The 24,507-nt window shown below is 45.2% G+C and carries 21 protein-coding genes, 1 tRNA gene and 1 rRNA gene; 7 read left to right on the top strand and 16 right to left on the bottom strand.

Annotated features, from left to right (window positions below; all coding sequences use genetic code 11):
* Positions 1 to 31 precede the first annotated feature (31 nt).
* From speA to OO774_RS18345, 4 genes are all read left to right on the top strand, one after another.
* Positions 32 to 1,942, top strand: a complete 1,911-nt coding sequence (gene speA, locus OO774_RS18360) for an arginine decarboxylase (protein ID WP_264908173.1) — start codon at positions 32 to 34, stop codon at positions 1,940 to 1,942.
* A gap of 1 nt (position 1,943) precedes the next feature.
* Positions 1,944 to 2,870: an agmatinase gene (speB, locus tag OO774_RS18355; RefSeq protein ID WP_264908171.1), complete on the top strand. Its 927-nt coding sequence runs from the start codon at positions 1,944 to 1,946 to the stop codon at positions 2,868 to 2,870.
* 241 nt (positions 2,871 to 3,111) lie between these two features.
* Positions 3,112 to 4,317 carry a multidrug efflux MFS transporter EmrD gene (emrD, locus tag OO774_RS18350; protein WP_264908170.1) on the top strand — a complete coding sequence of 402 codons (1,206 nt, stop codon included), beginning with the start codon at positions 3,112 to 3,114 and terminating at the stop codon, positions 4,315 to 4,317.
* Between the two features lie 266 nt (positions 4,318 to 4,583).
* Entirely contained in the window at positions 4,584 to 6,749 is a 2,166-nt protein-coding gene (locus tag OO774_RS18345; RefSeq protein ID WP_264908168.1) for a S9 family peptidase, read from the top strand.
* A 152-nt stretch (positions 6,750 to 6,901) separates the two neighbouring features.
* On the opposite strand, the gene OO774_RS18340 is transcribed toward OO774_RS18345, so the two are convergent.
* The 11 genes from OO774_RS18340 to OO774_RS18290 form a co-directional block, all read right to left on the bottom strand.
* Complete coding sequence (locus OO774_RS18340; protein ID WP_264908167.1) at positions 6,902 to 7,888, bottom strand: porin; 987 nt, start codon at positions 7,886 to 7,888, stop codon at positions 6,902 to 6,904.
* A 524-nt stretch (positions 7,889 to 8,412) separates the two neighbouring features.
* Entirely contained in the window at positions 8,413 to 9,585 is a 1,173-nt protein-coding gene (locus tag OO774_RS18335) for a tetratricopeptide repeat protein (protein ID WP_264908165.1), read from the bottom strand.
* Positions 9,582 to 10,202: an energy transducer TonB gene (locus OO774_RS18330; protein ID WP_264908163.1), complete on the bottom strand. Its 621-nt coding sequence runs from the start codon at positions 10,200 to 10,202 to the stop codon at positions 9,582 to 9,584. Before OO774_RS18330 ends, OO774_RS18335 begins: the two co-directional genes overlap by 4 nt.
* Positions 10,202 to 10,606: a biopolymer transporter ExbD gene (locus OO774_RS18325; protein ID WP_014233526.1), complete on the bottom strand. Its 405-nt coding sequence runs from the start codon at positions 10,604 to 10,606 to the stop codon at positions 10,202 to 10,204. Before OO774_RS18325 ends, OO774_RS18330 begins: the two co-directional genes overlap by 1 nt.
* On the bottom strand, positions 10,603 to 11,157 hold the full coding sequence (locus tag OO774_RS18320; protein ID WP_264908160.1) for a MotA/TolQ/ExbB proton channel family protein: 555 nt from the start codon (positions 11,155 to 11,157) through the stop codon (positions 10,603 to 10,605). The genes OO774_RS18325 and OO774_RS18320 overlap by 4 nt, the downstream gene beginning before the upstream one ends.
* Positions 11,157 to 12,524 (bottom strand): MotA/TolQ/ExbB proton channel family protein, encoded by a 1,368-nt coding sequence (locus OO774_RS18315; RefSeq protein WP_264908158.1) that lies wholly within the window; start codon positions 12,522 to 12,524, stop codon positions 11,157 to 11,159. The genes OO774_RS18320 and OO774_RS18315 overlap by 1 nt, the downstream gene beginning before the upstream one ends.
* Positions 12,525 to 13,292 (bottom strand): DUF3450 domain-containing protein, encoded by a 768-nt coding sequence (locus OO774_RS18310; protein ID WP_264908156.1) that lies wholly within the window; start codon positions 13,290 to 13,292, stop codon positions 12,525 to 12,527.
* Between the two features lie 73 nt (positions 13,293 to 13,365).
* Entirely contained in the window at positions 13,366 to 15,447 is a 2,082-nt protein-coding gene (locus OO774_RS18305) for a TonB-dependent siderophore receptor (RefSeq protein WP_264908154.1), read from the bottom strand.
* 209 nt (positions 15,448 to 15,656) lie between these two features.
* Positions 15,657 to 17,030: a sensor histidine kinase gene (locus OO774_RS18300; protein WP_264908153.1), complete on the bottom strand. Its 1,374-nt coding sequence runs from the start codon at positions 17,028 to 17,030 to the stop codon at positions 15,657 to 15,659.
* Positions 17,027 to 17,695 carry a response regulator transcription factor gene (locus OO774_RS18295; RefSeq protein WP_264908151.1) on the bottom strand — a complete coding sequence of 223 codons (669 nt, stop codon included), beginning with the start codon at positions 17,693 to 17,695 and terminating at the stop codon, positions 17,027 to 17,029. The genes OO774_RS18300 and OO774_RS18295 overlap by 4 nt, the downstream gene beginning before the upstream one ends.
* Before the next feature lie 154 nt (positions 17,696 to 17,849).
* Positions 17,850 to 18,803, bottom strand: a complete 954-nt coding sequence (locus OO774_RS18290; protein WP_264908149.1) for an L-lactate dehydrogenase — start codon at positions 18,801 to 18,803, stop codon at positions 17,850 to 17,852.
* Positions 18,804 to 19,080: 277 nt separating this feature from the next.
* Here OO774_RS18290 and OO774_RS18285 point away from each other — a divergent pair, with 277 nt between their 5' ends.
* Complete coding sequence (locus OO774_RS18285; RefSeq protein WP_264908147.1) at positions 19,081 to 19,791, top strand: glycerophosphodiester phosphodiesterase family protein; 711 nt, start codon at positions 19,081 to 19,083, stop codon at positions 19,789 to 19,791.
* A gap of 24 nt (positions 19,792 to 19,815) precedes the next feature.
* Here OO774_RS18285 and OO774_RS18280 read toward each other — a convergent pair whose 3' ends face one another.
* Positions 19,816 to 20,298: a L,D-transpeptidase family protein gene (locus OO774_RS18280; protein WP_264908145.1), complete on the bottom strand. Its 483-nt coding sequence runs from the start codon at positions 20,296 to 20,298 to the stop codon at positions 19,816 to 19,818.
* Between the two features lie 199 nt (positions 20,299 to 20,497).
* On the opposite strand from OO774_RS18280, the gene OO774_RS18275 reads away from it, so the two are divergent.
* Together OO774_RS18275 and OO774_RS18270 are read left to right on the top strand one after the other, a co-directional pair.
* A complete protein-coding gene (locus tag OO774_RS18275) occupies positions 20,498 to 21,493 on the top strand; it encodes a 2-hydroxyacid dehydrogenase (protein ID WP_264908143.1) in 996 nt (331 codons plus the stop codon).
* 79 nt (positions 21,494 to 21,572) lie between these two features.
* Positions 21,573 to 21,929: a YibL family ribosome-associated protein gene (locus tag OO774_RS18270; protein WP_264908141.1), complete on the top strand. Its 357-nt coding sequence runs from the start codon at positions 21,573 to 21,575 to the stop codon at positions 21,927 to 21,929.
* Positions 21,930 to 22,090: 161 nt separating this feature from the next.
* On the opposite strand, the gene OO774_RS18265 is transcribed toward OO774_RS18270, so the two are convergent.
* The 4 genes from OO774_RS18265 to rrf form a co-directional block, all read right to left on the bottom strand.
* Positions 22,091 to 23,122, bottom strand: coding sequence for a cytosolic protein (locus tag OO774_RS18265; protein ID WP_264908139.1), 1,032 nt, complete (start codon positions 23,120 to 23,122; stop codon positions 22,091 to 22,093).
* Between the two features lie 92 nt (positions 23,123 to 23,214).
* Positions 23,215 to 23,988 carry a cytosolic protein gene (locus tag OO774_RS18260; RefSeq protein WP_264908137.1) on the bottom strand — a complete coding sequence of 258 codons (774 nt, stop codon included), beginning with the start codon at positions 23,986 to 23,988 and terminating at the stop codon, positions 23,215 to 23,217.
* A gap of 184 nt (positions 23,989 to 24,172) precedes the next feature.
* Positions 24,173 to 24,263, bottom strand: a tRNA-Ser gene (locus OO774_RS18255).
* Between the two features lie 70 nt (positions 24,264 to 24,333).
* Positions 24,334 to 24,450: ribosomal RNA gene (gene rrf, locus OO774_RS18250) — 5S ribosomal RNA — on the bottom strand.
* Between the last annotated feature and the right edge of the window lie 57 nt (positions 24,451 to 24,507).

Here is a 24,507-nt window from a genome sequence, read left to right as displayed (position 1 = left end):
AAGGCTTAAGTACATTTTGGTGAGAATTGAGTTGGAAAAAGCAACCAAATTAGACCGCATTCGCGCGGACTACAACGTTCACTACTGGAGCCAAGGCTTCTACGGTATCGATAACCAAGGCGAGGTATACGTCTCTCCTCGAAGTGACCGTGCACATCAAATCCCTTTCAGTGCCATTGTAAAAGAACTAGAAGCGAAGCAGCTGAACTTACCTGTTCTCGTTCGCTTCCCACAGATCGTGCACCAGCGCGTGCATGGTCTTTGTGATGCTTTCAACCAAGCGATTGAAGATTATCAGTATCCGAACCAATACCTGTTGGTGTACCCAATTAAGGTAAACCAGCAACGTGAAGTGGTTGATGAAATACTCGCCAGCCAAGCAGAACTCGAGACAAAACAACTCGGACTTGAAGCAGGCAGTAAACCTGAATTGTTGGCCGTACTGGCTCTGGCTCAACAGGCCAGCTCCGTGATTGTCTGTAATGGCTATAAAGACCGAGAGTACGTGCGACTTGCGTTGATTGGCGAAAAGCTCGGACATAAAGTGTTTATCGTATTAGAGAAGCTGTCAGAGCTTGATCTGGTACTACAAGAAGCAAAAAGCTTAGGCGTACAACCTCGCTTGGGTCTGCGTATTCGCCTTGCTTCTCAAGGTGCGGGAAAATGGCAGTCAAGTGGTGGCGAAAAGTCCAAGTTTGGTCTGTCCGCATCACAAGTATTGAGTGTGATTCACCGCCTGAAGCACAGCGACAAACTCGATGCTCTGCAATTAGTGCACTTCCACCTTGGGTCACAAATGGCGAACATTCGTGATGTGCGTAACGGCGTGAATGAGTCTGCACGTTTTTACTGCGAGCTGCGTGCAATGGGTGCCAGCATTGATTACTTCGATGTGGGTGGCGGCCTTGCGGTAGATTATGACGGAACACGTAGCCAATCATCCAACTCGATGAACTATGGGCTTGCTGAGTACGCGCGAAATATCGTCAACACGGTTGGCGATGTATGTCAGCAATATGAGCAGCCGATGCCGGTGATTATTTCTGAGTCCGGTCGCTCTTTGACGGCGCATCATGCCGTGTTGGTATCCAATGTAATTGGTACAGAAGCTTATCAACCTGAAAACGTGTTTGCTCCAGCAGATGATGCCCCTTTGTTGCTGCAAAATATGTGGCGCAACTGGGAAAACCTGCAAAACGGTACTGACGCGCGAGCACTGATAGAGATTTACAACGATACTCAAAGCGATTTGGCAGAGGCACATTCTAATTTTGCGACTGGCGTGATTAACCTTGAGCAGCGCGCCTGGGCAGAACAACTGTCGCTGCGCATTTACTTCGAATTGAGCCGTAAGATGAGCACGAAGAACCGCTTCCACCGCCCAATCCTGGATGAATTGAGCGAACGTCTCGCAGACAAGTTCTTTGTCAACTTCTCGCTCTTTCAGTCGCTGCCAGATGCATGGGGGATCGATCAGGTATTCCCTGTATTGCCGCTTTCTGGTTTAGGCGACGCCGAAGAACGTCGTGCGGTTATGTTGGACATCACATGTGACTCTGATGGTGCGATTGATCTTTACGTGGATGGTCAAGGTATAGAAAGTACCCTACCGGTTCCTGCATGGAGCAAAGACAAGCCATACCTGCTGGGATTCTTCCTAGTGGGTGCATACCAGGAAATTCTTGGTGATATGCACAACTTATTTGGCGACACCCATAGTGTGGTTGTGAACGTAGAAGAGAATGGTGAGTTTGAGATTAGCTACATCAACCAAGGTGATAGCGTAGAAGACATGATGCATTATGTTCATATCGACGTTGATGCAATTCGTGACAATTACAAACAACTGGTTTCAGAACGAGTTGAAGCCGGTGAACAAACACAAATCCTTGCTGAACTAGAACAAGGTTTGGTGGGATACACCTATTTAGAGGATTTCTGATATGAATGATTTGTTTACTAAAACCGATTATTCGCTTTACTCCAACTCAATGTCGTTTCTGCGTCTTCCGTACATTAAAAATCCGGTGACTGCAGAGGCAGACGTTGTGGTACTCGGTGTTCCTCTCGACATGGCAACATCTGGTCGTTCAGGGGCTCGCATGGGTCCGGATGCTATCCGTCGCGCTTCGGTGAATTTAGCCTGGGAAGGTAAAAAATTTCCTTGGGATTTCAACGTATTTGATAAGTTAACCGTCATTGATTCCGGAGACCTGGTCTTCGATAGCGGTGACGCAGAAGACTTCACTTACCGTCTGGAAGCGGCAACAAGCGAGATCTTAAAAAGCGAAAAAACAATGCTTGCACTAGGGGGGGATCATTTCATCACCCTTCCGATTCTGCGTGCTTATGCGAAACATTATGGCGAAATGGCGCTAGTTCATTTCGATGCTCATACAGATACATACGCGAACGGCAGCTCATACGACCACGGTACGATGTTCTACCATGCACCGAAAGAAGGGCTAATTTCTGCGAAGAACTCGGTACAAATTGGTATTCGTACTGAGTACAAACAGCAAGATCACGGTTTCAACGTTATTAATGCGATGCAAGCTAATGACATGTCTGTGAATGAGATTCTAGACGAGATTCGTCGTACCGTTGCTGATAAGCCAGTATACGTTACCTTTGATATAGACTGCTTAGATCCAGCATTTGCTCCGGGAACGGGCACGCCGGTTTGCGGCGGTTTAAATACTGACAAGGTGCTTAAAATCATTCGTGGTTTGGCTGGTATGAATATCGTAGGCATGGACGTGGTAGAAGTGTCACCACCTTATGACCAAAGTGATGTCACCGCATTAGCAGGCGCGACTATCGCTCTAGAACTGCTGTACGCTTACGCATCAGGTCGAGAACAAGCATAAATTTTTCTAAGGGAGCATTCGCTCCCTTTTTTGTCTTTTCGCACACCAAACTTTCGGATTATTTTTTCTAATCCAAATCATAGATTTTAATCTTGCTTGGCGGTGCAAGTTTAGATTGCCAACAATACATTCAAGCACTAATATCTCGCACGAACAATCCCCCTAAAATAACAAATACATTAGCACTCTTTATCGAGCGCTAAGGTTTTTTACACCTTAAATTTATTGGAGAGACACGTAAATGCCGGCTTCGTTTCCATTAGTGAAACTTACCTTCTTAATCGCAATATTGACTGCCGTAGGTCAAATGACCCAAACGATGTACGTGCCTTCAATCGGTCATATGGCGAGTGAGTTTTTGGTTTCTGCGTCTTCGCTTCAAGCCGTCATGGCTTGTTACTTGATCCCCTATGGCTTATCACAGTTTGTGTATGGTCCGCTGTCCGATCGTCTTGGACGTAAACCAATAATTATTGCTGGCTTGCTCATTTACATTGTAGGAACGTTAGTCGCTCTTTTTACCCACCAGTTTGAGTGGTTCTTAGTCGGTAGCTTTCTCCAAGGCTTAGGCATTGGTTGTGGTGGTGCCATGGCACGTATATTAACTCGCGACTGTTTTGATGGCGCAGAGCTACACCGTGCGAATAGCTTGATTAGCATGTGTATCCTGTTCTCACCTTTGGTTGCGCCATTACTCGGTGGTTATTTAACAGAGGCATTTAGCTGGCGCACAAGTTACCTGTTCCTCGCACTATTCGGTGTTGCTGTAGTGATTACTATGATGACCAGCATGATGGAGACGCTTCCTGTCGAAAAACGCAAACATGAGCCAGTGACTAAGAGCTACCAATACGTTCTATCCGATAAACGCTTCCAAGGCTTTTTGATCTGCCTTGTGGCAACATTCGCGGGAGTGGGCGTCATTGAAGCAGCAGCGGGCGTGCTATTAGGTGGTGTGTTGGGATTACCAGCGACAACCGTCAGCTTGCTGTTTATTATTCCGATCCCGGGATACCTGATCGGCTCAGGCTTATCGAGCTATATTGCACAACGCCGTTCAATGCGCCGAGCCCTGAATGTTGGTCTGGTTGCCATTTTTATCGGTTCAGCCGTCGTGTTGATCCCAGGCCTGTTTGGCTTAACGACCGCGTTAACTTTGATTGGCGGCGCTACTATTTACTTTTTGGGTGCGGGCATTTTATTTCCTGCGGCTACAACAGGGGCGATTTCTCCGTTTCCATATCATGCGGGGACTGCGGGCGCGACACTGGGCGGCATGCAAAACTTAGGCGCAGGTATCGCAACCTTACTTGCATCGCTATTTCCCGCTCACAACCAAATGCCTCTGGGTATTTTGATGATGGCGATGTCAATTATCGCCATGCTCGGGCTACGCTGGGTTAATCGCACGCCGGATCACTCCAACCAAGTACCACAGGTTATTTAACCTATTTAAACGGATAGTCTCAGGGACATGCTTTTCAGTATGTCCCTTTTTTATTTATTCATATCATCCGCCAAAGCGCATCTAACGGCCATCTCAGATTCAAAAACAGAGTTTGCTCTGTATAACAACTGGTTACACAATGAAGTTTCATATCGATCACTGGAAGATCAAGAACATCAGTACCCAAACTAAAAGCAAGCTCAAGCTATTTAGAATTAGATTCCATTCAAAAAGATAACTTGGGTATAAAATACAAGGATAAACAGATGCGTTTTACTCTTACAACGTTGGCCGTATCAGTCACAATTCTGGCCGGATGCAGCAATCAAGGAACTTCACCTATGAACCATTATTCTCAGTCACAGCTTATTGCTCAGCAAACTCAAGCTCCTGTCGCGAAAAAAGTCCCTCATGCTATGACGATCCATAACGATACCCGGATCGACAATTACTACTGGATGCGTGACGACGAGCGTCAAGATTCGGAGGTATTGCAGCATCTTGAAGCAGAGAATAAATATACCGAAACCGTACTCAAGCATACCGAAACACTTCAGCAAAACCTGTTTGAAGAAATCAAGGGCAGAATTGCCAAAGACGATAACTCCGTTCCGGTTCGAAAAGGAAGTTACTTTTATTCCAGTGAAGTCTCTGGAGACAATGAATACGAAGTTCATTTGCGCGCGAAAGACTTCGCAGGCACAGATAAATCGGTAATTTTGGATGTCAATGAACTGGCTAAGGAACATGAGTTCTTTAACGTCAGCGGGTTACACGTCAGTCCTGATGAAACGCTGTTAGCTTATGGAGAAGACACGTTAAGCCGCCGTATTTACACCATCAAAATCAAAAATCTGCTGACTGGTGAATACCTTGAGGACGAAATCGAAGGGGCTTCGAGTGCTATAGCCTGGCAAAACGATAACCAGGCACTTTATTACATAAAAAAGGATCCGCAAACACTATTGGGATACCAAGTTTACCGACATAAGCTGGGGACCCCTCAAAGTACAGACGAGCTTGTCTACGAAGAATCGGACAGTGAGTACTATACCTACATCAGCAAGAGTAAAGATGGAGAAGAGGTTTACATTTGGCACTCCAGTACAGAAACCAGTGGCGTGTCGGTTCTCGATGCCAACAACCCAAATGCGAAAGCTGAACCATTTTTTCCACGCGAAACTGGTATCGAATACAGCATCGCAAAACTCGGCGACTGGTACTACATCTACACCAACTACCAAGCAATTAACTTCCGTTTGATGAAAGTGCATAGAGACAACATGCACGACCGTTCGCAATGGCAAGATGTTATTCCGGCAGACGATGATACTCAGCTGGTCGATTTTGAGTTATTTGATGACCACCTCGTATATGAGCAGCGCGCAAATGGCTTGTCAACGGTGACTGTCCGGGAGCTATCTACTGGTAACGAGTTTCCCCTCCAATTTCACGACAGCGCATTTGCAGCGTATCTGACCGGGAACTACGAGTTAGATAACAAAAAGGTGCGCATTTACTACAGTAGCTTAACCACGCCCGGTACTTATTATGATTTCGATCTGAAAACGGGTGAGTCTGAAGTTATGAAACAAACCCAAGTACTGGGTGACTTTAATGCAGATAATTACCAGTCTGAACGAATCATGATCAAAGCACGAGATGGCAAGTCAGTACCTGTTTCACTGGTTTATCGCAAAGATAAGTTTAACAAAGATGGCACCAACCCAATTTATCAATACGGTTATGGATCTTACGGTGCCACTATTGAACCAACCTTTAGCTCAACCCGTTTGAGCCTGTTGGATCGTGGCTTCGTTTTCGCCATTGCCCATATCCGTGGCTCGGAAATGCTCGGCCGCCCTTGGTATGAGGATGGTAAAAAGCTCACCAAGCAAAATACCTTTAACGACTTTGTCGATGTCACCAAAGGCTTGGTCGAGCAACAATATGGAGCGAAAGACAAAGTGTTCGCGGTTGGCGGCTCAGCAGGCGGCCTGTTGATGGGTGCCGTCATTAACCAAGCACCTGAGTTGTACCGCGGCATTGGGGCGCATGTACCCTTTGTCGATGTCGTGACAACGATGTTGGATGAATCGATTCCATTAACCACCAATGAATACGATGAATGGGGTAACCCAAACAACAAAACCTATTACGACTACATGTTGAGTTATTCACCTTACGACAATATCAAAGTGCAGGATTATCCGAACATGTTGGTCACCACAGGTTTGCATGACTCTCAGGTGCAATACTATGAGCCAATGAAGTGGATAGCTAAATTGCGTGAGATGAAGACAGATAACAACGTACTGGTGTTAAAGACAGATATGGAAGCAGGCCATGGTGGCGCTTCGGGTCGCTTTAAGCGTCTAAAAGAAGATGCCCTTGAATATGCCTTCTTCCTCGATCTGCTTGACACAAAGTAACGAAAAAATATGCCCGCACTTGCGGGCATTACTACGATTAAATGCCGATTTTTCTCATCGCCCTGAATCAGGGTGGGAAGAAAAACGCCTACTCACATCGAGTAGGCGTTAACACAATAACTGTGTTTAGGCAGCAAATACTGTCCTATTGATTAGAAGTAGTAACGAGCACCTAAAATCCAGTAATCGTTCTCTTCTGCATCAATGTCGTTACCAAGATCGATTTGATAACCTGCAAATGTGTAGAATGAAGGAGTTACAGCGTACTCGGCTTGTAGTGCCATTTCGCTGTATAGTGTATCTAGATCGTCTTCATCAACTGACTCGTAGTTCACGCTGAATGTCCAATCGTTAACACCGTATGCCAGAAGAGCTTCTAGTTGAGTGGTGTCTTCGTAACCTACATAGAAGTACTCGTTCATGCCGTAAACAATTGCAGCGTATAGGCCTGAACCGTAAGAACCGTATTTAGCTGATAAAATGTGTGAACTTGCATTTTCAGTTTGCGCGCCGAAATCAACATCACCGCCGTTGTATGCATAGCCAAGACTAAAGCCAGCAAGTTCAGTGCTTAGTGCAATTTGACCACGATTATCATAGTCACCTTGCTCACCTTGCCATCCAAGGCCTAGGTTGAACGCGAAACCTTCACCGAATTGGAAACCTTTACGGTAGCTAAGCATTTTTTCGCCGCGAGCAGAACCCAGGTTGTATTGATTTGGATACAAGAAGTCGTTGGCAAACGCGATTGGTAGATCGGCAACGCCACCCACATCATAGTATGGTGTCCATTGTGTACCAGCTACAACACGACCGAGTTGTTCATGCGTTGCACCGATGTAACCAAGACGAGTCTTGAATGATTGCTCACCACCTTCGATGAAGTTTAGCTGCCACTCACCTTTGGCATCAACTGTTACGCCGTTGCCGATGTCTTTTTTACCTGCAACGTTGATACGAGGAGATACTTCATGTAATTTGACTTCATCTGGAGCATCTGGATCATACTCACCCACGCCCACAGATACGTGACCGCCGATTGATAAAGATGTACCATCGCTGTTGTAAACTTCTGCTGCGAATGCCTGTGTACCACATGCTAGTGCCGCCACTGCTACGGCTAGAGCTTTCATTTTCATTGTTAACATCCATATAGTTGTTTGTGCCGATTCGCCCAAAAACAGATTAACTCTGCTTCATTTGCAACGAACAGATAACAACTTAGTAATGAAAACCAAATAAAACAAACAACTTATTATGCAACTAGTTCATTTAATGCCGTTAATTTGAGAAATATCACAAAAAAATAGTGAACTTTTCATCATTACGTATAAGTTTTGTGCATTTTTGCGTGCTACTTCTCTCAATGTATTAAGATCCATTACTTTTAACTTTATCAATACTAGGGTGAGTAATTGTGACGTTTACAGCATGGGATCTGGTTCAATAAATTCTGATGAGAGGTGGACCAGCGATTTGTTGAATAAAGAAGCTAGTTTTTTGTATTACTACTTTCCATATATTGTAGATACATTCTCTATAGATGCTTGCCAGACACCTCCGCCAACCAGACCCATAGAATCCGCATTATCTTGAAATATAAGTATTAAAGTATAAAAAAAGGCCCGAGCGTTACCTCGAGCCTTTGAATCATCATAGCGATTTAAGAATTTAAACTGGAATCTGCTTTGCGGAGTTGAGACAAATAAGTCACCCAGCTTTTTGCCTGATCGGATGGTTTCATTTCATACGACCGTTTCGCATTCGCAAGGGCATCATCGATACGCTTCAACTTGTAATAAGCACGAGCTTTGATAAGAGCGACATCCGCTTTTCGGCCAGAAACGTTATCGAGTGCAGCTAACGCTTGTTGATAACGGCCCTCTTGCACCAGTAACTGAGAAAAGTTCCAGTAGTATTGAGAGTCTAGTCTTGCTGCCACACGCCAGCTATCTATCGACTTATCCCACTCTTTGGCCATTTGCCAGTACGTTGCTTGCTGAGCTTTCAATCTGCTGTCTGAGTCAATCTCATGCAGTTCGTTTAAGATCATGGCAGCACGTTCTGGAATGCCGCGGTTTGCATACAGTTGCGCTAACAGCTTCAAATCATCTTGACTAAGTTCGACACCTTGAAGCTTAGCAAGAGCCAGAGAGTCTAGAGCACGCTTATTATCATTAATGCGTAAATGTAAAGCGACCAATTGACGCCACCATTCCACACGTACAGGCTCAATCGCAATCAAACGCTTAATTGTACCAATCGCTGGCTTCCACTTTTTAAGTTCCAGTTCCGCAGAAAGCTTGATCGAAAGAGGACCTGTCTTATCAGGTTGCCCGAATTGCTCGTAACGCCCCATTGATGCAATGACTTTGTTCCACTCACTGAGCTGATAATGCGACTGTGCGATGCGCAACCAAACATCATGAGCCTTCTGACTTTTAGGTACCGTCTTACTTAGCGCATAATAGTGCGGTAACGCTTGCGAGTATTGTTGCTCGTTAAGCAGCATATCCGCTAGCATCTTACGAGTTTGCCACGCTTGTTCATCCTGTAGTAAACCACTATTAACCGCATACTGAAGCTGTTTAATCGCGGGCTTAATTTGCTGGTTTTGCCAATAGAAAATACCCAGCATACGAGCGACAAAAGCCTGATCATAGCCACGAGACAGATCTAATCCTTCAAGCGTCGATATAGCTTCTTTGAGGTTATCCTCCTGCGCCATGTTATGCGCACGCTGGACACGGGTCGCAGTATACTGACTCAGCTCATTCGCGGTAGTCGTGAAAGCACTAAAGCTTAACACGGCACCAATTAGAAATTTCTTCATCATTTTGTCAACTTAAACTCCAATCTTACCGTTTGGCCAAACTGCTCAATTGACACACCATTTTCCACTTTTGGCTGATATTTCCACTTCTTAAGTGCACGTATCGCCTCTCGCTCGAACATCCGAGTCGGTTCAGCTTCAAGTACTTCGATATCTTTTGGTCGACCTGTTTCATCAATCGTAAAGCGCATCACAACATAGCCCTCGGCTTTTCGCTTAAGCGCTTTACTTGGGTAACGCGGCTCAACACGGTACAAAGGTAAAGCTTGCTGGTTGCCCATGGTGCCCTTTAGATTTGGCGCACTAATCGCAATGCCATCTAATGCCGTATTTAGCCCCAAAGCACTGGTCGGTGTCACTTGGCTCATCGGCTCAACTTGAGTATTCGCTTGAGACAACTCCATCGGCTCTGGTGCTTGGGGTGGTTCAGGCTGCTCAGGTACAGATCGTTGACGACGCTGAACATCGGCATCATTTTCCACCATCACCATATCAAAGCGCACCGCTTCAGAAGCTTTTGGAGCGCGTTGATTACCATTGTCTACCATCCAGGCCATAAAGCTAAACAAGCTGACTGAGATCAACAGCGACAAGGGTAATGCAAGTAACAGCCTACCCATTAAGGTGTCTCCGCTGCCAATGCAATGTTCTTAACGCCAGCGCCTTTAGCTGCATCCATCACTTTTACCACGGTGCCGTTATACGCATGTTCATCCGCCTGAATGACCAGCGATGCATCTGGCTGATCAAGCAGCAAATGTTCGATCGACGCTTCTACCCGTTCGATATCAACCAAACGCTTGTCGATATACACATCGTTTGCTGCCGTTACCGCTATGAAAATACCGGCGTCCTTCTGGCTCACCACGTTTGAAGCTTGTGGGCGATTGACTTCTACCCCTGACTCACGAACAAATGAGCTAGTAACAATAAAGAAAATCAACATGATAAACACGATATCAAGCATGGATGTTAAATCGACTTGAGCTTCATCTTGTTGGTTAGGTCTGCGTCCGAGTCTCACTTCTGACTCCTTAAAGATTGTTCTAATTGGATGGCTCTTCGCTCACACACTTTACTTAATCGTGCATGAATAAACATCCCTGCCAACGCCGCTACCATTCCTGCCATGGTAGGTAAGGTCGCAAGCGAGATGCCTGAAGCCATCAATTTTGGATTGCTGCTGCCCTGTGAAGCCATGACATCAAACACGGTAATCATGCCCGTCACCGTGCCTAACAAGCCAAGCATTGGGCAAATAGCCACTAGCAACTTGATCGTTGACAGGTTCTGACGCAATTCAATCTGCGCCTTTGCAATCCATCCGTCGCGGATTTGATGCGCGTACCAAGAGTGGTGTTCCGACCTTGCCAGCCACTGGTCACGGAGCGATGTCTTTACCTTAGGAAAAACCGTGGTCAGGTAGATCACCCGCTCCATAACCAATAACCAGCACACCGCAACCACGGCGGCCAGCCACCATAAGATCTGGCCACCTTGCTGCATAAAGCTCATCAAGGTTGTGGCCCAATCTTCGCTGATCAAACCCAATGTGTTGAGTAAGATCTGCTCCATTACGCTGCATTCTCCGCGACTGTATTCACTTTGTTCATTCCTTTCGGCATATCGCGCTCAGCCTGTTCTGCTACTAAGCCGATGCCTTGCTTCTCAAGAATATTGCGAATGTTTTCTGCTTGTGAGCTCAACACATTGTGAGCCAGAAGCAGAGGCATTGCCGCCACCAGGCCAAGTACTGTCGTTACCAGCGCCATTGAAATACCACCAGCCATGACTTTTGGATCGCCGTTACCAAACTGAGTAATCACCTGGAAGGTCTCGATCATGCCTGTTACAGTTCCAAGCAGACCAAGCATAGGAGCCAATGCCGCCAGCAGTTTCAGCATCGACAAGCCTTTTTCAAGGTGCGTTTGTTCATCGACCACCGCTTCAAGCAGACGCAATTCTAATGCTTCCACGCTGCGGTGTTTGTCTTTCTGATACACAGCAAGAACACGACCTAATGGATTATCTTGTGGCTGAGTAGGGCTCTTCAGTTGCTGTGCGATTTTCTGACGTGCAATCATTAGTGATACACCACGAACGAGCGCAATAATCAAACCAATAGCAAGTAGACCGAGGATGATCTTACCCACGACACCACCAGCGCTGAGGCGATCTTGCAGGGTTGGCGAATTCGCCAGTTGCTCTAAAAGGATACCGCGTGACGGATCAATAACGATGCTATCTAGGTCACCCGAAGTGAGTGTGCTTGCCGTCGGGCCATTTTCAGGCTGACGAAGATAGTTCACTGCATCACCACGATCACCGTTCCACTTTACATAGCCGTTATCATCCAGTAACGCCATCGCACCAAGGCGAGTTCCCGTGATCGTCTGCTCACGGCCTTCACCATCCAGCAGAGTGAAGGACACATTCGCGAGTTCACCACTTGCCTTCACTTGCTCTTCCATACTGCGCCACATGGCCTGAAGCTGTGCCAATGTAGGAAGAGACGTCGCAGCAACGATAGCCTCGATGTCTTTCTGATAGGAGTTACGGTCAACACCCGTTACGGAATGTTTAAGCTCAGATTCAAGCTCTTTTGCATTCTGACGCACAACGCCGAACAGTTCACCAAGGCTGCCTGTCTCTAAACGAAGTTTCTCTTCAAGTTGTGCCAATTCAGCTTCATTTTCGCTGAATGTAGTGCTCAAGGTGTCTGCTTCTGCTTGCAAAGCCTCACGTTCTGCCACAAGCTGATTTTTAAGCGACTGCAGCTCTTGTTCGGATTGTTTAAAGCCTGCTTCACGCGCTACATTGTGTGATTGCTGTTGACGATTTTCCTGCTGTGCTTTTTGCAACAAAGTATCGCTGGCAAATGTGGTGTGAGGCATCAACGCAGCGCCTGAGATTAATGCAACCGATAACCATTTTTTGATCATTTATTTGCCCTCCGCAACGGTAAGCGACACTGGCAGAGTTAACATGCTCGGCGCGATTTGCTTGTTCGCCATGGCAAACGCTTTGTCCAATTCTGTTTTCTGTTCAGAACCCAGCGGCTGCCAGGCCTTTTGCTGCTCAGACCAGCTCCAGAACGTTTCGCCGGATAGGCTACGTGCGATCAATGATGCTCGGCCTAAATAGAGAACATCCGCTTCAACTTGTTCATTGGCAGGTAAGTTTATCTTGCTTTGGTAAACGCCGAGTCGAGTGCCGTAATCCATTTCTATTTGGTACGCTTCAAGAATTCTTCGAAACTTCTCTGCATCCGCAACATCAGCACGAGTCATCATCGAATCAAGCTTCGCAATACGCTCTTCACGCTGTACTTTACGAATCGGCTTATCGTTCGCCACGATCTCTTTTAATCCGTCAAGCATGTGATACATCAACGGCACAACACCTTGGCGAGTGTGCGCAATCTGCTCGATTTGGTCATTCAAGTTGTCTACTTCTTGATTCTGACTATTGACGAGACTGGTAAGGTGATCGCGATAAATCTTTAAATTGCTGACTTCTTCTTGCAACTGTTCGATTTCTGCCTCCAAGGTCAACGCCTTCTCTGCACTGGTATCAATGCGTTTTTGGCTGACCGCGGATGCTTGATTGGTTTTACTTTGCACTGCTTGTGCATCGCTGAGATTTTCCGCGTGAACGGGAATCAAAACCGATGAAATCAGCAGAGCGATACTTGATTTAATTAGATTCATACGAGTTTAAATGCTATTTCCTAAAACGACTAAAGGGGAATACGACCCTTCCCCTTTGTTAATCAGATTGTTATCAGTACTTAAACTGGATTGTCGCCATGTAGTTTCGGCCTTCACCAACCACTACACCGCTCGCTCCTTCATACTCTAGAGGGTCGGTACTACCACCACCCGCTAAGTATTCAGTATCAAATAGGTTTTCTACATTGAATCGAGCAATAATATCCAAGTTTTCATCGTACTTATGCTTGTATGACACACCCATATCTATGCGTGCATACCCATCTTTTTCGAAAGTATTCGCTGCATCTCCGTAGCGATCACCTTCATAAATCAAACCTAGGTTTAGATTAGTGTTGCCTTGCACTTTGTAGCTAGACCAAACACTCGCCGAAAACTCTGGCACATCTGCCGGACGGTTACCTTTATAGTTTTTACTTTGTGTAATCTCTGCATCTAAATACATTGCAGAAGCCGTTAGCGACAACTTATCCGTCACAAAGCCCTGCGCTAAGATTTCTGCACCACGGTGAACTTGCTCACCATCTTGCGTCACCGCCTCTTTACCCGGGTTGTTTGGCGCATCAACCGTTAGTTTTACGTTCTCTAAGGTGATATCAAATAGAGCACCTGTTAGATAAAGGCGTTGATCAAACAGCTCCCACTTAGTACCAACTTCGTAAGAAACGCCGCGTTCCGCGTCTAACTCTTCACCATCGTTAGTATAATCGTCACCGTTTACCTGCCCTTGAGGCATAAAGCTCTCAGAGTATTGAACATAAATCGAGCCATTCGGTGTTGGGTGGAAAGTCACACCAAACTTCGGAGAAATTTGACTCTCTGTTAGTTCATCACTGCGTTTTTCATCATAACGAACACCCGCAAGCACCTGCCAGTAATCGTTAATCGTCATCATATTTTGCGCGTAGATTCCCCAAGTATCGTACTCATTCGTTGGCCATTTTCTAGAACTGCGATAGTCAGGTTTTGGCACCGTTTCTCCCGGAGCAATCTTCGCTTCATTATGAAACGCCATAAAGCGATCGTAACTGTAATCTAAGTAGTTAGCGCCGACTAATAGTGTGTTTTCTGTACCAAACAGAGCAAAGCCCGTCGTGACGTCTAAATAGGCGGTATCAAACACCCAGTTGTCAGAACGGTCGTTGCCACGATGAACAATGACATTACCTGCATCGTATTCATTGAACTTCGGGTAAGACTCTACGTCAAAACGCTCAAAGTCCTGGCGGTTATATCCCGCTTTTACATTAACGTTCTCAGTGACTTGAGCGTTAATATCGACGCCGTAGTTTTCGACCTCGTTATCGATCTTCGACCACTGCGCATCCCAAATGTATTTATCACCACGCGCCGGCTTACCATTCACAATGTAAGCACCTGAGTCTACGCTACCTTCATCTTTTGTGCGGTCATAGTGCGCTGACACCATAACGTTTTCGGTAATGTCATACTCAGCAACTAAACCACCAACAAAACGGTCAGTTTGAGGCTTTGTGCCATCACCGTATGTGCGCCAAGAACTGTAGTTCTCCTTCGCTAAAGTCGCGCGAGCACGTAACGTCTCCGCTTCGTTTAAAGAGCCACTTACATCAAGCACTGTACGCGAATGCTCGTTTGAACCGATGTCTTGGCTCAGGCTCACCTGTGTTTTTGCTGTCGGCTTCTTAGAAACCATGTTGACCAAGCCACCCGGCTCAGACTTACCATAAAGCAGACCAGATGGACCTTTTAACACTTCAACGCGCTCTAAAAGCTCAATTGGCTGACGATAATGCGACCAGTGTTGGCGACCATCTTTTAGAAATCCATCCGAGCTACTTAGTTCAAATCCGCGTAGCGAGAAACGCTCACGGTTACGGCTAGTACCACCAGCGCTCACACTCGCATCATTGCGTAGTACCTCTCCCAGCGTACTCGCACGTTGCTCATCGATTACGGTTTCGTCAATGACGGCAACTTGTCCCGGTGTTTCTAGCTGCGTCATTTCCATGCGCATCGCTGTACTGTTGGTATCCGCTTTGTAGCCGAATTCGCGCCCTTCAACGACTAAGTGTTCATCTGTTTGAATTTCTGCCACTGCTGGTGCTGTTAACACCGCACCGATCACTAACGCCAAATGGCTCTTAGTAAACATATCCTCTCACTCCGATATTTTTCGGGTCACACATTCAATGAATGTGATTCCCTCTTATGTATTTTGCGAGTGAATATAAGTGATAAGTATTACCATTTGCATCAAATTTACATTCTTTGCATTTGCAGGATTTTGTAAAGAACTATCGGATGACGAATTATTCATACGAGATCTAGATCACAAAATGAGATTTACATCATCATGTCGAATTATTGTCTGAACATCAAACTCACGGTTAATCCCCCTTGCGGACGACTCTCAGCATTGACGGAGCCTCCCATCATTCGCATCGATTCTTTGACAATCGCAAGCCCAAGGCCATATCCTCCGACGTTTTTATCTCTCGATGCATCCAGGCGGGTAAAAGGATTAAAGATTTCAGACAGCTTGTGTTGTGGAATTCTGGGACCATCATCAGATACCGACATAACGAGATAACGCTGCCCATTCACTTCTTGGTGACTCAGAGTCACTTCTATTTGAGCGCTTTCACCAGCGTATTTGATGGCATTGCCAACAAGATTGTTGAGACAACGGACCACCAACGTTTCTTCACAATAAGCGCTAGGCTCAGTCGCGTGAGAAACAAATGACAAGCTTTGTTCTTGTTTAAGGTCGATTTTGCAGTACTCAACTTGTGGTGCTAAAAGCACTGCTAAATCATTACGTCTAGTCGCTTTATCGTAACGGGCATTCTCAAGACGGCTAAATTCTAAGATGCCGCTGATCAGGTCGTTCAGCTCTTTAGTCTCCTCTTCGAGCCTGATAACCAAAGCCTGTTCACCTTCTCCCACGCGCTTACGCAAGAGATGTAGCACTAGGTTTTGCCTAGCTAGTGGCGTTCTCAACTCATGAGAAACATCACGAATCAAAAGACGTTGTTTTTCCGCTAGTGAGTGGATCTCTCTGGTCATGTGATCAAAGTCCTCCGCGAGCTCGTTAAACTCTCGGGTGGTCGACTTTAATTCTTGCACAACACTGACGTCGAAATCCCCATTTGAAAGCTTCTTACTTGCTTCTCTAAGACGAGCGAGTGGCTGCTGTAATTTACGCGCCATTAAAAGTGAGAATAAAGACAAAATTACCACTGCAATCACTACTTTGATGATAGAGAAATAAAGGATGAAGTCATTCGCAGGATGCAAGCGATGCGGAAGTTCAATCACTAAATTGTGTTCATTACCCAGAGGAATATTGATGAGGGGCTGGTTAACTTTGTCTTCCAATTGAGAGTCAAGTCTGCGCTTGAACTGAAGCTTAAATTCAAAGTGTGGATGCATCAAACGATGTGTGATGGGTTGGAGCTGCTCATTCAATACAAACAGGTAAAATTGCTGTGCGTTGGCCCAATCTGCCAACTCATCCATGTCACCGTATTCAATCAGCTCATTTGCTTGTTGGGCAAGTTCTAGCATCTCTGATTTGACATTGTCAGGGACTTTTAGCATGGCTTTGACCAAAGCTCGTTCGGTTAAGTCCTGAACAAGTAATATACTGATCACTATCGCCGTCATGTAGCTAAAGAGCTTAAACGCGAGGCCGTCTTTTCGTTTTACTATATAGGATGGACAAACAAACTTCATGACATGCCCACAACTTCTAAATAGCTATAGCCTTTACCGCGAAACGTTTTGATGTGCTGCTTTGAAAGGCCCGCCTCAACCAGTTTCCGGCGGATGTTACTGATGTGCATATCAAGATTGCGATCAAACGGACTGAGTTCTTTTTGCAGAACTTCTGTTTGCAGCTCCGCTTTAGAGATCACCACGCCCTGATTTTTAACCAGGTGACTTAAAAGTTCGGCCTCGGTGCTGGTCAGCGGCAAGCTCGTCAGTTGATCACTTATATTCTGAACGGTATTACAAATAGTTTGCCGTTGGCGCTCCAAACCTACTCGACGAAGGATAGCTTTAATGCGCATCAGTAACTCTGCGACATTGAATGGCTTACCGATATATTGATCGGCACCAGCTTGATAGCCATCAAGCATTGAGTTCTCATCATTCAAAGCCGTGAGCATAAGAATAGGAGTAGCAAACCTTTGGCAAATACGACGCGCAACTTGCATTCCGTTTAAATTCGGCAACATAACATCGAGTAAAACCAAATCGACAGGCGTTTTTTCCATGTATTGCAGAGCACTCTCACCACAATGCACAGAAGATACTGTATACCCTTCGTCTTGCAACACTGCCGCCAAGAGTTCACACAGAGGAACGTCGTCATCAACGATTAAAACTCGAGACATGCCTAATTCACCATTTAAATAAAAATAGTTCTCATTATATTCCTCACTTGTGAGTTAAACAACTGAGCAATACGGCTTATCTGTACCAAAAATACGAAAGCCTGCTTTAAAGCAGGCTCTCTGAAATTAAGCATGGTTTTCAGTTTTAAACTCGCTAACACTCTAAACTGGTCGACAATGCAACGTTCTTTACGATTGAACGTAAATTCTCACTGATGGCTCTTAACGTTTTCAACTCGTCACCACTAAATGGGTGGGTAAGCACAGAGTCAGCCCCTTTTTTACCCACCACAGTAGGTAAGCTAAGTACAACATTATTCAGGCCATATTGTCCTTTTATCATGGTTCCAACAGGCAACACTGAGCGCTCGTTGATGATAACCGCCTGCACGATCCGAAACACACTGGCTGCGATGCCGTGTACGGTATTGTTCTTGCGGCGAAATATTTCATAGCCGGCTTGTTTCACCGCCTCCAACAGCTCATCAGAATCAATTCGTTTGATATTGTGCATATCACAGTAATAATCCGCTGGTTGACCAGCGATAGAAATCAAACTCTTCGGCGTAAAACAATGGCTACCATGTTCGCCTAATACGTACCCAAAGATATTCTTAGGATCGAGATCGACACGGTTGGCGACAATACTCATCAAGCGGGCAGTATCTATAACACAACCACTGCTGATCACCTTACTCGCTTCAAAACCAGTATTAGCGACAATAAAATGGGTAACAATATCACAGGGATTAGTCACAACAATAAGAATAGCATTAGGCGCGACACGCTCAATGTTGCGTGCTATTTCAACCCCGATATTGGCGTTGATTTCTGCGAGATCCAGGCGGGTCTGCCCGTGTTTGATTTGTGCGCCAGCGGTGATGATGACAATGTCAGCTTCTAATAAATCCAGATAGTCATTCGAAGGGATAATACGAGTATTTTTAGAAAACGTTAACGCCGTTGTGTGACGGAAATCGAACACTTCTCCTTCTGCACGTTCCAAGTTTTGATCTAATAAGACTAACTCGCTGAAGCTTCCCATTGTGAGTAAGTAGTTACAAACACCAACACCAACGGCTCCAGCGCCAATGACACCGATCTTCATTTTTCTCTCCCTGATAATTATTAAAAATCACTGTAAAATACAGGATTCAAGTCCATCCAATCATCAAACTTTACGACAGGAATAAAGGCTTATACTCTGCTCGACTCCGTGCGTTTCTGGGTATTGTTCTGCGCTCGCAAGATTAGTCGTTACTTTAAAAATGAGCTGCGATAGAGTAAAAGTCCAACCTATTTGTATTACTATGCATGCTTCAGTAAGTGAATGTTTTGCTTCACATCACTCGATGCACACCAACCTAAAAGAGAAGAACGACAACATGGATTCATTGTTAATTGGCCACCGAGGTGTGGCAGGATCCTACCCAGAAAACACAAAGATAAGCGTTCTTGCTGCAATAAACCTTGATTTGAAATGGGTAGAAGTCGATGTTCAGCCGACAAAAGACAACGTCTTGGTAGTGTGCCATGACCACACGGTCAACCGCTGCAGTAACGGGCAGGGTCGAGTAGATGAACTCACTTTAGATGAACTGAGAAGCTTAGACTTTGGAGGTTGGTTTGGTGACGAGTTTAAAGGTGAAACCATCATGACGTTGGAAGAGCTTCTTGAACTGGCCGCAGAGCACAACCTCAATCTAAATATCGAAGTTAAAGTTGATCGCCATCCCGCAGAGCCAGTTGCAAAGTTATTAGCCAAAGTGCTTTCTGGTAACCCTCTGTCCTCAGAAAGTATTTTACTGTCTAGTTTTAGCCATGATGTGATTCGATCTCTCTTTGAGCACTGTAAAGGCTACCGTTTGGGTGTACTAAGCGAGTTTCTTACCAAGAAAGACCAATTGCTGCTTGAAGAGGTCAATGCTTACAGCTGTAACTTAAACATTAATTGGGTGCGATCACGCCAGATAAAAAAGCTTCAGCAGAGTGGCTATAAAGTGATGTGTTATACCGTGAACAATCCACATAAACTGAAGCACTTACCGCCGTTAGATGGAATCTTTAGTGACTACCCAACTCGGTTTCTTCCGTAAAAGGTTATTGTGAGGAAACGGCCATTACCACTCAATGGTAATGGGTGTCCCCCTTCGAACCAATTGAATGAATTCATCCATCTCTTCGTTGGTAATTGCGATACACCCATTGGTCCAATCAAAACTTTGTATAAAGCTTGGATCTTGGGTCTCTCCATTTTTTAAGCCATGGATTTTAATGTTGCCACCAGGGTAGACACCGCGACGATGAGCCTCAAGCGTATCAATAGCATCGGGGTAACTGATATGTACAGAGCGATAAAAAGCAGAATCATTGATAACGTAATCCAGAGTATAGTTACCTTCCGGAGTACGATTGTCTCCTTCTTCTTGTTTATGACCTTTAGGATTAGTACCCAAAGCGATTCGATACTCCTTTATCACGGCCCCCTCTTCCATCAAGTACATTCGACGCTTCGACTTATCTACTTTGACAAGATCGACAGCACCTTGTACTTCGAACACAAATGCACAACATACCAGTAGAGAACACCATTTTACTGACATCGCCAGAACGCCTAAAAACAAGCCAAGAAGGATAATAAGGAGGAGATATGCTAGTCAGTTGGTAATGACAAAGCAATCTGAATATAACATTGGGCCGTAAAAAACCTTCTATGACGCAGTACGTAATGCTGATTTATCTATTCATCTTACCAAAGATGCATTACGTTATTAGAGAACAAAAAGATTCCGAGAGATTACTATGATTAACATTGCTTTTTTTAGCGCCAAATCCTACGACGAAACCTCTTTTGACAATGTGAAAGATCACCAGGATTTAGAATTTCATTATCACGACTTTCGGCTGACCACCAAGACGGCGAAAATGGCTCACGGCTGCGAAGTGGTATGCGCTTTTGTTAATGATGACTTGTCTGAGCCAGTCCTAAAGCAACTGTCTCAGGGCGGCACGAAGCTTATTGCGATGCGCTGTGCTGGTTTCGATAAAGTAGATCAGCAAGCCGCGAAAGAATTAGGCATACAAGTGGTACGTGTGCCCGCCTATTCACCTGAAGCGGTTGCAGAGCATACCGTCGGTTTGATGATGTGTCTGAACCGCCGACTACACAAAGCCTATCAACGTACCCGCGACGCGAATTTCTCCCTTGAGGGCTTAGTTGGCTTCAACTTTTTTGGCAAAACTGTCGGGGTAATAGGTACGGGAAAAATCGGCATTGCTGCGATGAGAATTTTTAAGGGATTAGGCATGGAAATTCTTTGCCATGACCCCTTCGAAAACCCACTAGCGATAGAGATGGGCGCACGTTACTGCTCTCTTGAAGATATTTACGCCAATGCAGATATTATTACGTTGCATTGCCCGATGAGTAAAGAAAACTACCATCTACTCAATGCAGAGTCGTTTTCGCAAATGAAAGATGGTGTGATGATCATTAATACGAGTCGGGGAGAGTTGCTAGATTCACTGGCAGCCATTGAGGCTCTGAAACAAGGAAAAATTGGTTCACTAGGGCTGGATGTTTACGACAATGAGAAAGAGCTTTTCTTTCAGGATAAGTCGAATGACGTTATCGTCGATGATGTTTTTCGCCGCCTGTCTGCGTGTCATAACGTCCTGTTCACGGGGCACCAAGCTTTCTTAACTCACGAGGCACTCAACAACATTGCAGCCGTCACACTCAGCAATATTGAAGCGTTTTTCTCCGGACAAACTTCCGGCAATGAATTAATCAACTGATGCAGCAGATCGAGTAGTACGGGATTTGATTTCAGCTATGCTATACTCCTCGACCATTTAACACTAGAGTCTTACTACCATGAGCATAAAAACTGATATTCAAAAGCTGCATAACCGCGTAGAGAACTGCCAACGTAAACTCGATGCAGCGCGTTCTCGTGGTGATCACGAAATGATTTCTAAGTTTACTGACGAAGTCGAGCAATTAAGTAAAAAACTTAACCAGCTTAAGCACAAACAGAATTACGAGCTGAACAAAGAGCGTAAGAGCTTGCTGGATATGCCATTTTCTCGTGAAATAACCAAAGAAGAGCAGGCAGACATCGGCAAACTTAAAAAGCGTGTGCGCGGACTTGTTATCGTTCACCCGATGACCAAGCTTGGTAAAGAGCTACGTCTTGATGCAATGACAGGCTTTGCATCAAAAGAGTTTTAATCTGCGTTAATACATGGTTTCATTTTAAGCCCAAGGTAATACTTGGGCATTTTTACCTTTGCTATTCTGCTGTTTCTGATACAACAATCGAACAGGTTTATAAAAACCGCTACCCGACTATCCTCACTTCAGAAGCACCTCTCCACTTTTCGTGGCTCGTTCTATGTGAGCTGTTGTAGCTTATGTTCAACTAAAGGATCACCAGGAACCAACTGTTGAGCAACCTCCAAAAGCTGCACTGTATCTTGCGGGTTGTCATGCTCATGCTTCAGGGCGATATCGACCAGTGGCTGAATATCAATTTGCGCCTGATGTTCTTTCACGTGCTCCTTCTTCTCTTCAATCAACACATTATGAGCTTTTCTCAATAGGCCCAGACGATGTTTAGAGTTTGCGTTCGCCTTGTTGAGGCACTGGTAATAATCCTCTTTCAAGCGCAGTGTCTTGGTTTGATGGCGAAACTGGGCAATGTCTATTTGTTGATAACGGATAAAGTCAGCGGCTACTTGTTTGTAAAAACCAAATTTATTCATATACGTAGCATGAGTGCCATGCCCCATGCCGTAAACCCGTAGATGAGTCAGCTCTGGATAGCGCTTAGCGTGAAGGCGATCAATATCGTTAGTTGGGTCATAAATGATATAGCCCTGTGCATCGCCTAAATCCAGGTCGTGGTAGTCACCCTCCCAATCAAACTGTTGAGCTAACTCTGTACTCGATCTGTCATCCCAAGGCACTAGCGCTTGGTTTTTGGTACTGACAGGATGAAAGAGCAGTACCTGATCCAGCTGAAGCAATTTGGCAAATGCACCAATAGCGAAGCCACCCCGACTTAGCCCGTAGCCTAAACGGCACTCGAAGGGGTCCAATAGCGTCGATAACTGCTCAAGAAAGAAAATCAAATTGCGGCTACGAAACCAATTACTTTTCCCGAGGTGCTGAAAAGAGATAATATTTACTTTCTGTTTCTGGGCCAGTCGGTAGCCCCAAGGCGCAAAATCTGAATGTAAGTCCTGTACTTGTAAGTTAGTACCAGCAGGGGAAAAGGTGAACAATAGCGGTTTGTTGCGATCAACAAACTCATACTTAACAAAGACATCATCAAGTAAGTCCTCCCCGGACATCGGTAGCCTGGTTTTCTGCTCTTCATCAGAAAGAGTCAGCCATTCGTCCAACCAGTACAGTAACTTCATTAATCCTCCATCTAAATTGCGCCTAGCAATTGTGTTAAAAATCTAGTTTTTAGTGCGTGATCATTTCCCCTCATAACAGGGGGGCTCTGATATCAATCCTCTTTTAAAAACAAAGTCTTGGTTTGCTCATTAAATTGGGCAATATCTATCTGTTGATGGCGAATAAATTCCGTCGCCACCGCATTAAAAAATTCTAATTTATCCAGCTGAGTGGATTGAGTACCGTGCCCCATACCAACCACTTTTAAATGCGTCAGCTCCGGGTAACGTTGGGCATGAAGACGATCGATACCATTGGTAGGGTCATAAATAATGTAGCCTTTGGCATCACCCAAATCTCGATCATGGTAGCCACTCTCCCAGTCAAACTGCTGAGCAAGCTCGGTGCTCGGTCTGTCGTCCCATGGCACCAGAGTTTTGTTCTTTGTACTGACGGGATAAAACAGCAGGATATGCTCCAGTCCAAGCAACTTGGCAAACGCGCTAATAGCAAAACCACCTCGGCTTTCGCCATAACCCAAGCGACACTTAAACGGCTCCAGCAGATCGGCCAACTGCTCAAGGAAGAAAATCAAATTGCGACTTCGGAACCAGTTACTTTTTCCCAAATGCTGGAAAGCAATAATATTCACTTTTTGTTGTTGAGCGAGGTGGTATCCCCAAGGATCAAAATTAGGGGTTAAGTCCTGTATCTGAACGTCAGTACCAGAGGGGGAGAAGGTAAACAGTAATGGTTGGTTAGGATCGACTAATTGATACTTAACAAACACATCATCAAGTAGATCGGCCCCAGAAATCGGCAGTGCACTTTTTTGTTCTACACGAGTCAGTGTTTGCCACTCATCTAACCAGTAAAGTAACTTCATCTATCTTCCTTCTCAATTGTGCGGCATTCATTACGAATGCTATCAATATGGAAATAATATCTACGACGGTAAGCCAACTGGAATGAAAAATGTAGACGCAGTGCAACCAATGCTCATTTTATGTACAAAATTATTTTCAAGTAAAAAAAAGCCGCTGTAATAACAGCGGCTTAATTTTCAAAAGTGGCGGAGAGATAGGGATTTGAACCCTAGATACGCTATTAACGTATGCCGGTTTTCAAGACCGGTGCTTTCAACCACTCAGCCATCTCTCCACAAATTGTTATCGTCAGATTAGTACACTGATGATGTTGTTACATGTTTCCACAGGTAACGATATTTAAAGCCTGGCGATGTCCTACTCTCACATGGGGAAGCCCCACACTACCATCGGCGCTATTTCGTTTCACTTCTGAGTTCGGAATGGAAATCAGGTGGGTCCAAAACGCTATGGTCGCCAAGCAAATTCTTACTCTCTATTTCTAGAGAAAACTTGGAAAGCTGTTGTTAATTCTCGTT

The organism is Vibrio sp. STUT-A11 (assembly GCF_026000435.1).
Classification (GTDB): Bacteria; Pseudomonadota; Gammaproteobacteria; order Enterobacterales; family Vibrionaceae; genus Vibrio.
Note: the sequence above shows the minus strand (reverse complement) of the source record. Positions and strands in the feature narration are given on the sequence as shown.

What these genes read in the sequence shown, in the direction of transcription:
- speB (WP_264908171.1), top strand. Translation starts at nt 1,944, where the DNA reads ATGAATGATTTGTTTACTAAAACCGATTATTCGCTTTACTCCAACTCA.
- emrD (WP_264908170.1), top strand. Translation starts at nt 3,112, where the DNA reads ATGCCGGCTTCGTTTCCATTAGTGAAACTTACCTTCTTAATCGCAATA.
- OO774_RS18345 (WP_264908168.1), top strand. Translation starts at nt 4,584, where the DNA reads ATGCGTTTTACTCTTACAACGTTGGCCGTATCAGTCACAATTCTGGCC.
- OO774_RS18340 (WP_264908167.1), bottom strand. Translation starts at nt 7,888, where the DNA reads ATGAAAATGAAAGCTCTAGCCGTAGCAGTGGCGGCACTAGCATGTGGT.
- OO774_RS18335 (WP_264908165.1), bottom strand. Translation starts at nt 9,585, where the DNA reads ATGATGAAGAAATTTCTAATTGGTGCCGTGTTAAGCTTTAGTGCTTTC.
- OO774_RS18330 (WP_264908163.1), bottom strand. Translation starts at nt 10,202, where the DNA reads ATGGGTAGGCTGTTACTTGCATTACCCTTGTCGCTGTTGATCTCAGTC.
- OO774_RS18320 (WP_264908160.1), bottom strand. Translation starts at nt 11,157, where the DNA reads ATGGAGCAGATCTTACTCAACACATTGGGTTTGATCAGCGAAGATTGG.
- OO774_RS18315 (WP_264908158.1), bottom strand. Translation starts at nt 12,524, where the DNA reads ATGATCAAAAAATGGTTATCGGTTGCATTAATCTCAGGCGCTGCGTTG.
- OO774_RS18310 (WP_264908156.1), bottom strand. Translation starts at nt 13,292, where the DNA reads ATGAATCTAATTAAATCAAGTATCGCTCTGCTGATTTCATCGGTTTTG.
- OO774_RS18305 (WP_264908154.1), bottom strand. Translation starts at nt 15,447, where the DNA reads ATGTTTACTAAGAGCCATTTGGCGTTAGTGATCGGTGCGGTGTTAACA.
- OO774_RS18300 (WP_264908153.1), bottom strand. Translation starts at nt 17,030, where the DNA reads ATGAAGTTTGTTTGTCCATCCTATATAGTAAAACGAAAAGACGGCCTC.
- OO774_RS18295 (WP_264908151.1), bottom strand. Translation starts at nt 17,695, where the DNA reads ATGTCTCGAGTTTTAATCGTTGATGACGACGTTCCTCTGTGTGAACTC.
- OO774_RS18290 (WP_264908149.1), bottom strand. Translation starts at nt 18,803, where the DNA reads ATGAAGATCGGTGTCATTGGCGCTGGAGCCGTTGGTGTTGGTGTTTGT.
- OO774_RS18285 (WP_264908147.1), top strand. Translation starts at nt 19,081, where the DNA reads ATGGATTCATTGTTAATTGGCCACCGAGGTGTGGCAGGATCCTACCCA.
- OO774_RS18280 (WP_264908145.1), bottom strand. Translation starts at nt 20,298, where the DNA reads ATGTCAGTAAAATGGTGTTCTCTACTGGTATGTTGTGCATTTGTGTTC.
- OO774_RS18275 (WP_264908143.1), top strand. Translation starts at nt 20,498, where the DNA reads ATGATTAACATTGCTTTTTTTAGCGCCAAATCCTACGACGAAACCTCT.
- OO774_RS18270 (WP_264908141.1), top strand. Translation starts at nt 21,573, where the DNA reads ATGAGCATAAAAACTGATATTCAAAAGCTGCATAACCGCGTAGAGAAC.
- OO774_RS18265 (WP_264908139.1), bottom strand. Translation starts at nt 23,122, where the DNA reads ATGAAGTTACTGTACTGGTTGGACGAATGGCTGACTCTTTCTGATGAA.
- OO774_RS18260 (WP_264908137.1), bottom strand. Translation starts at nt 23,988, where the DNA reads ATGAAGTTACTTTACTGGTTAGATGAGTGGCAAACACTGACTCGTGTA.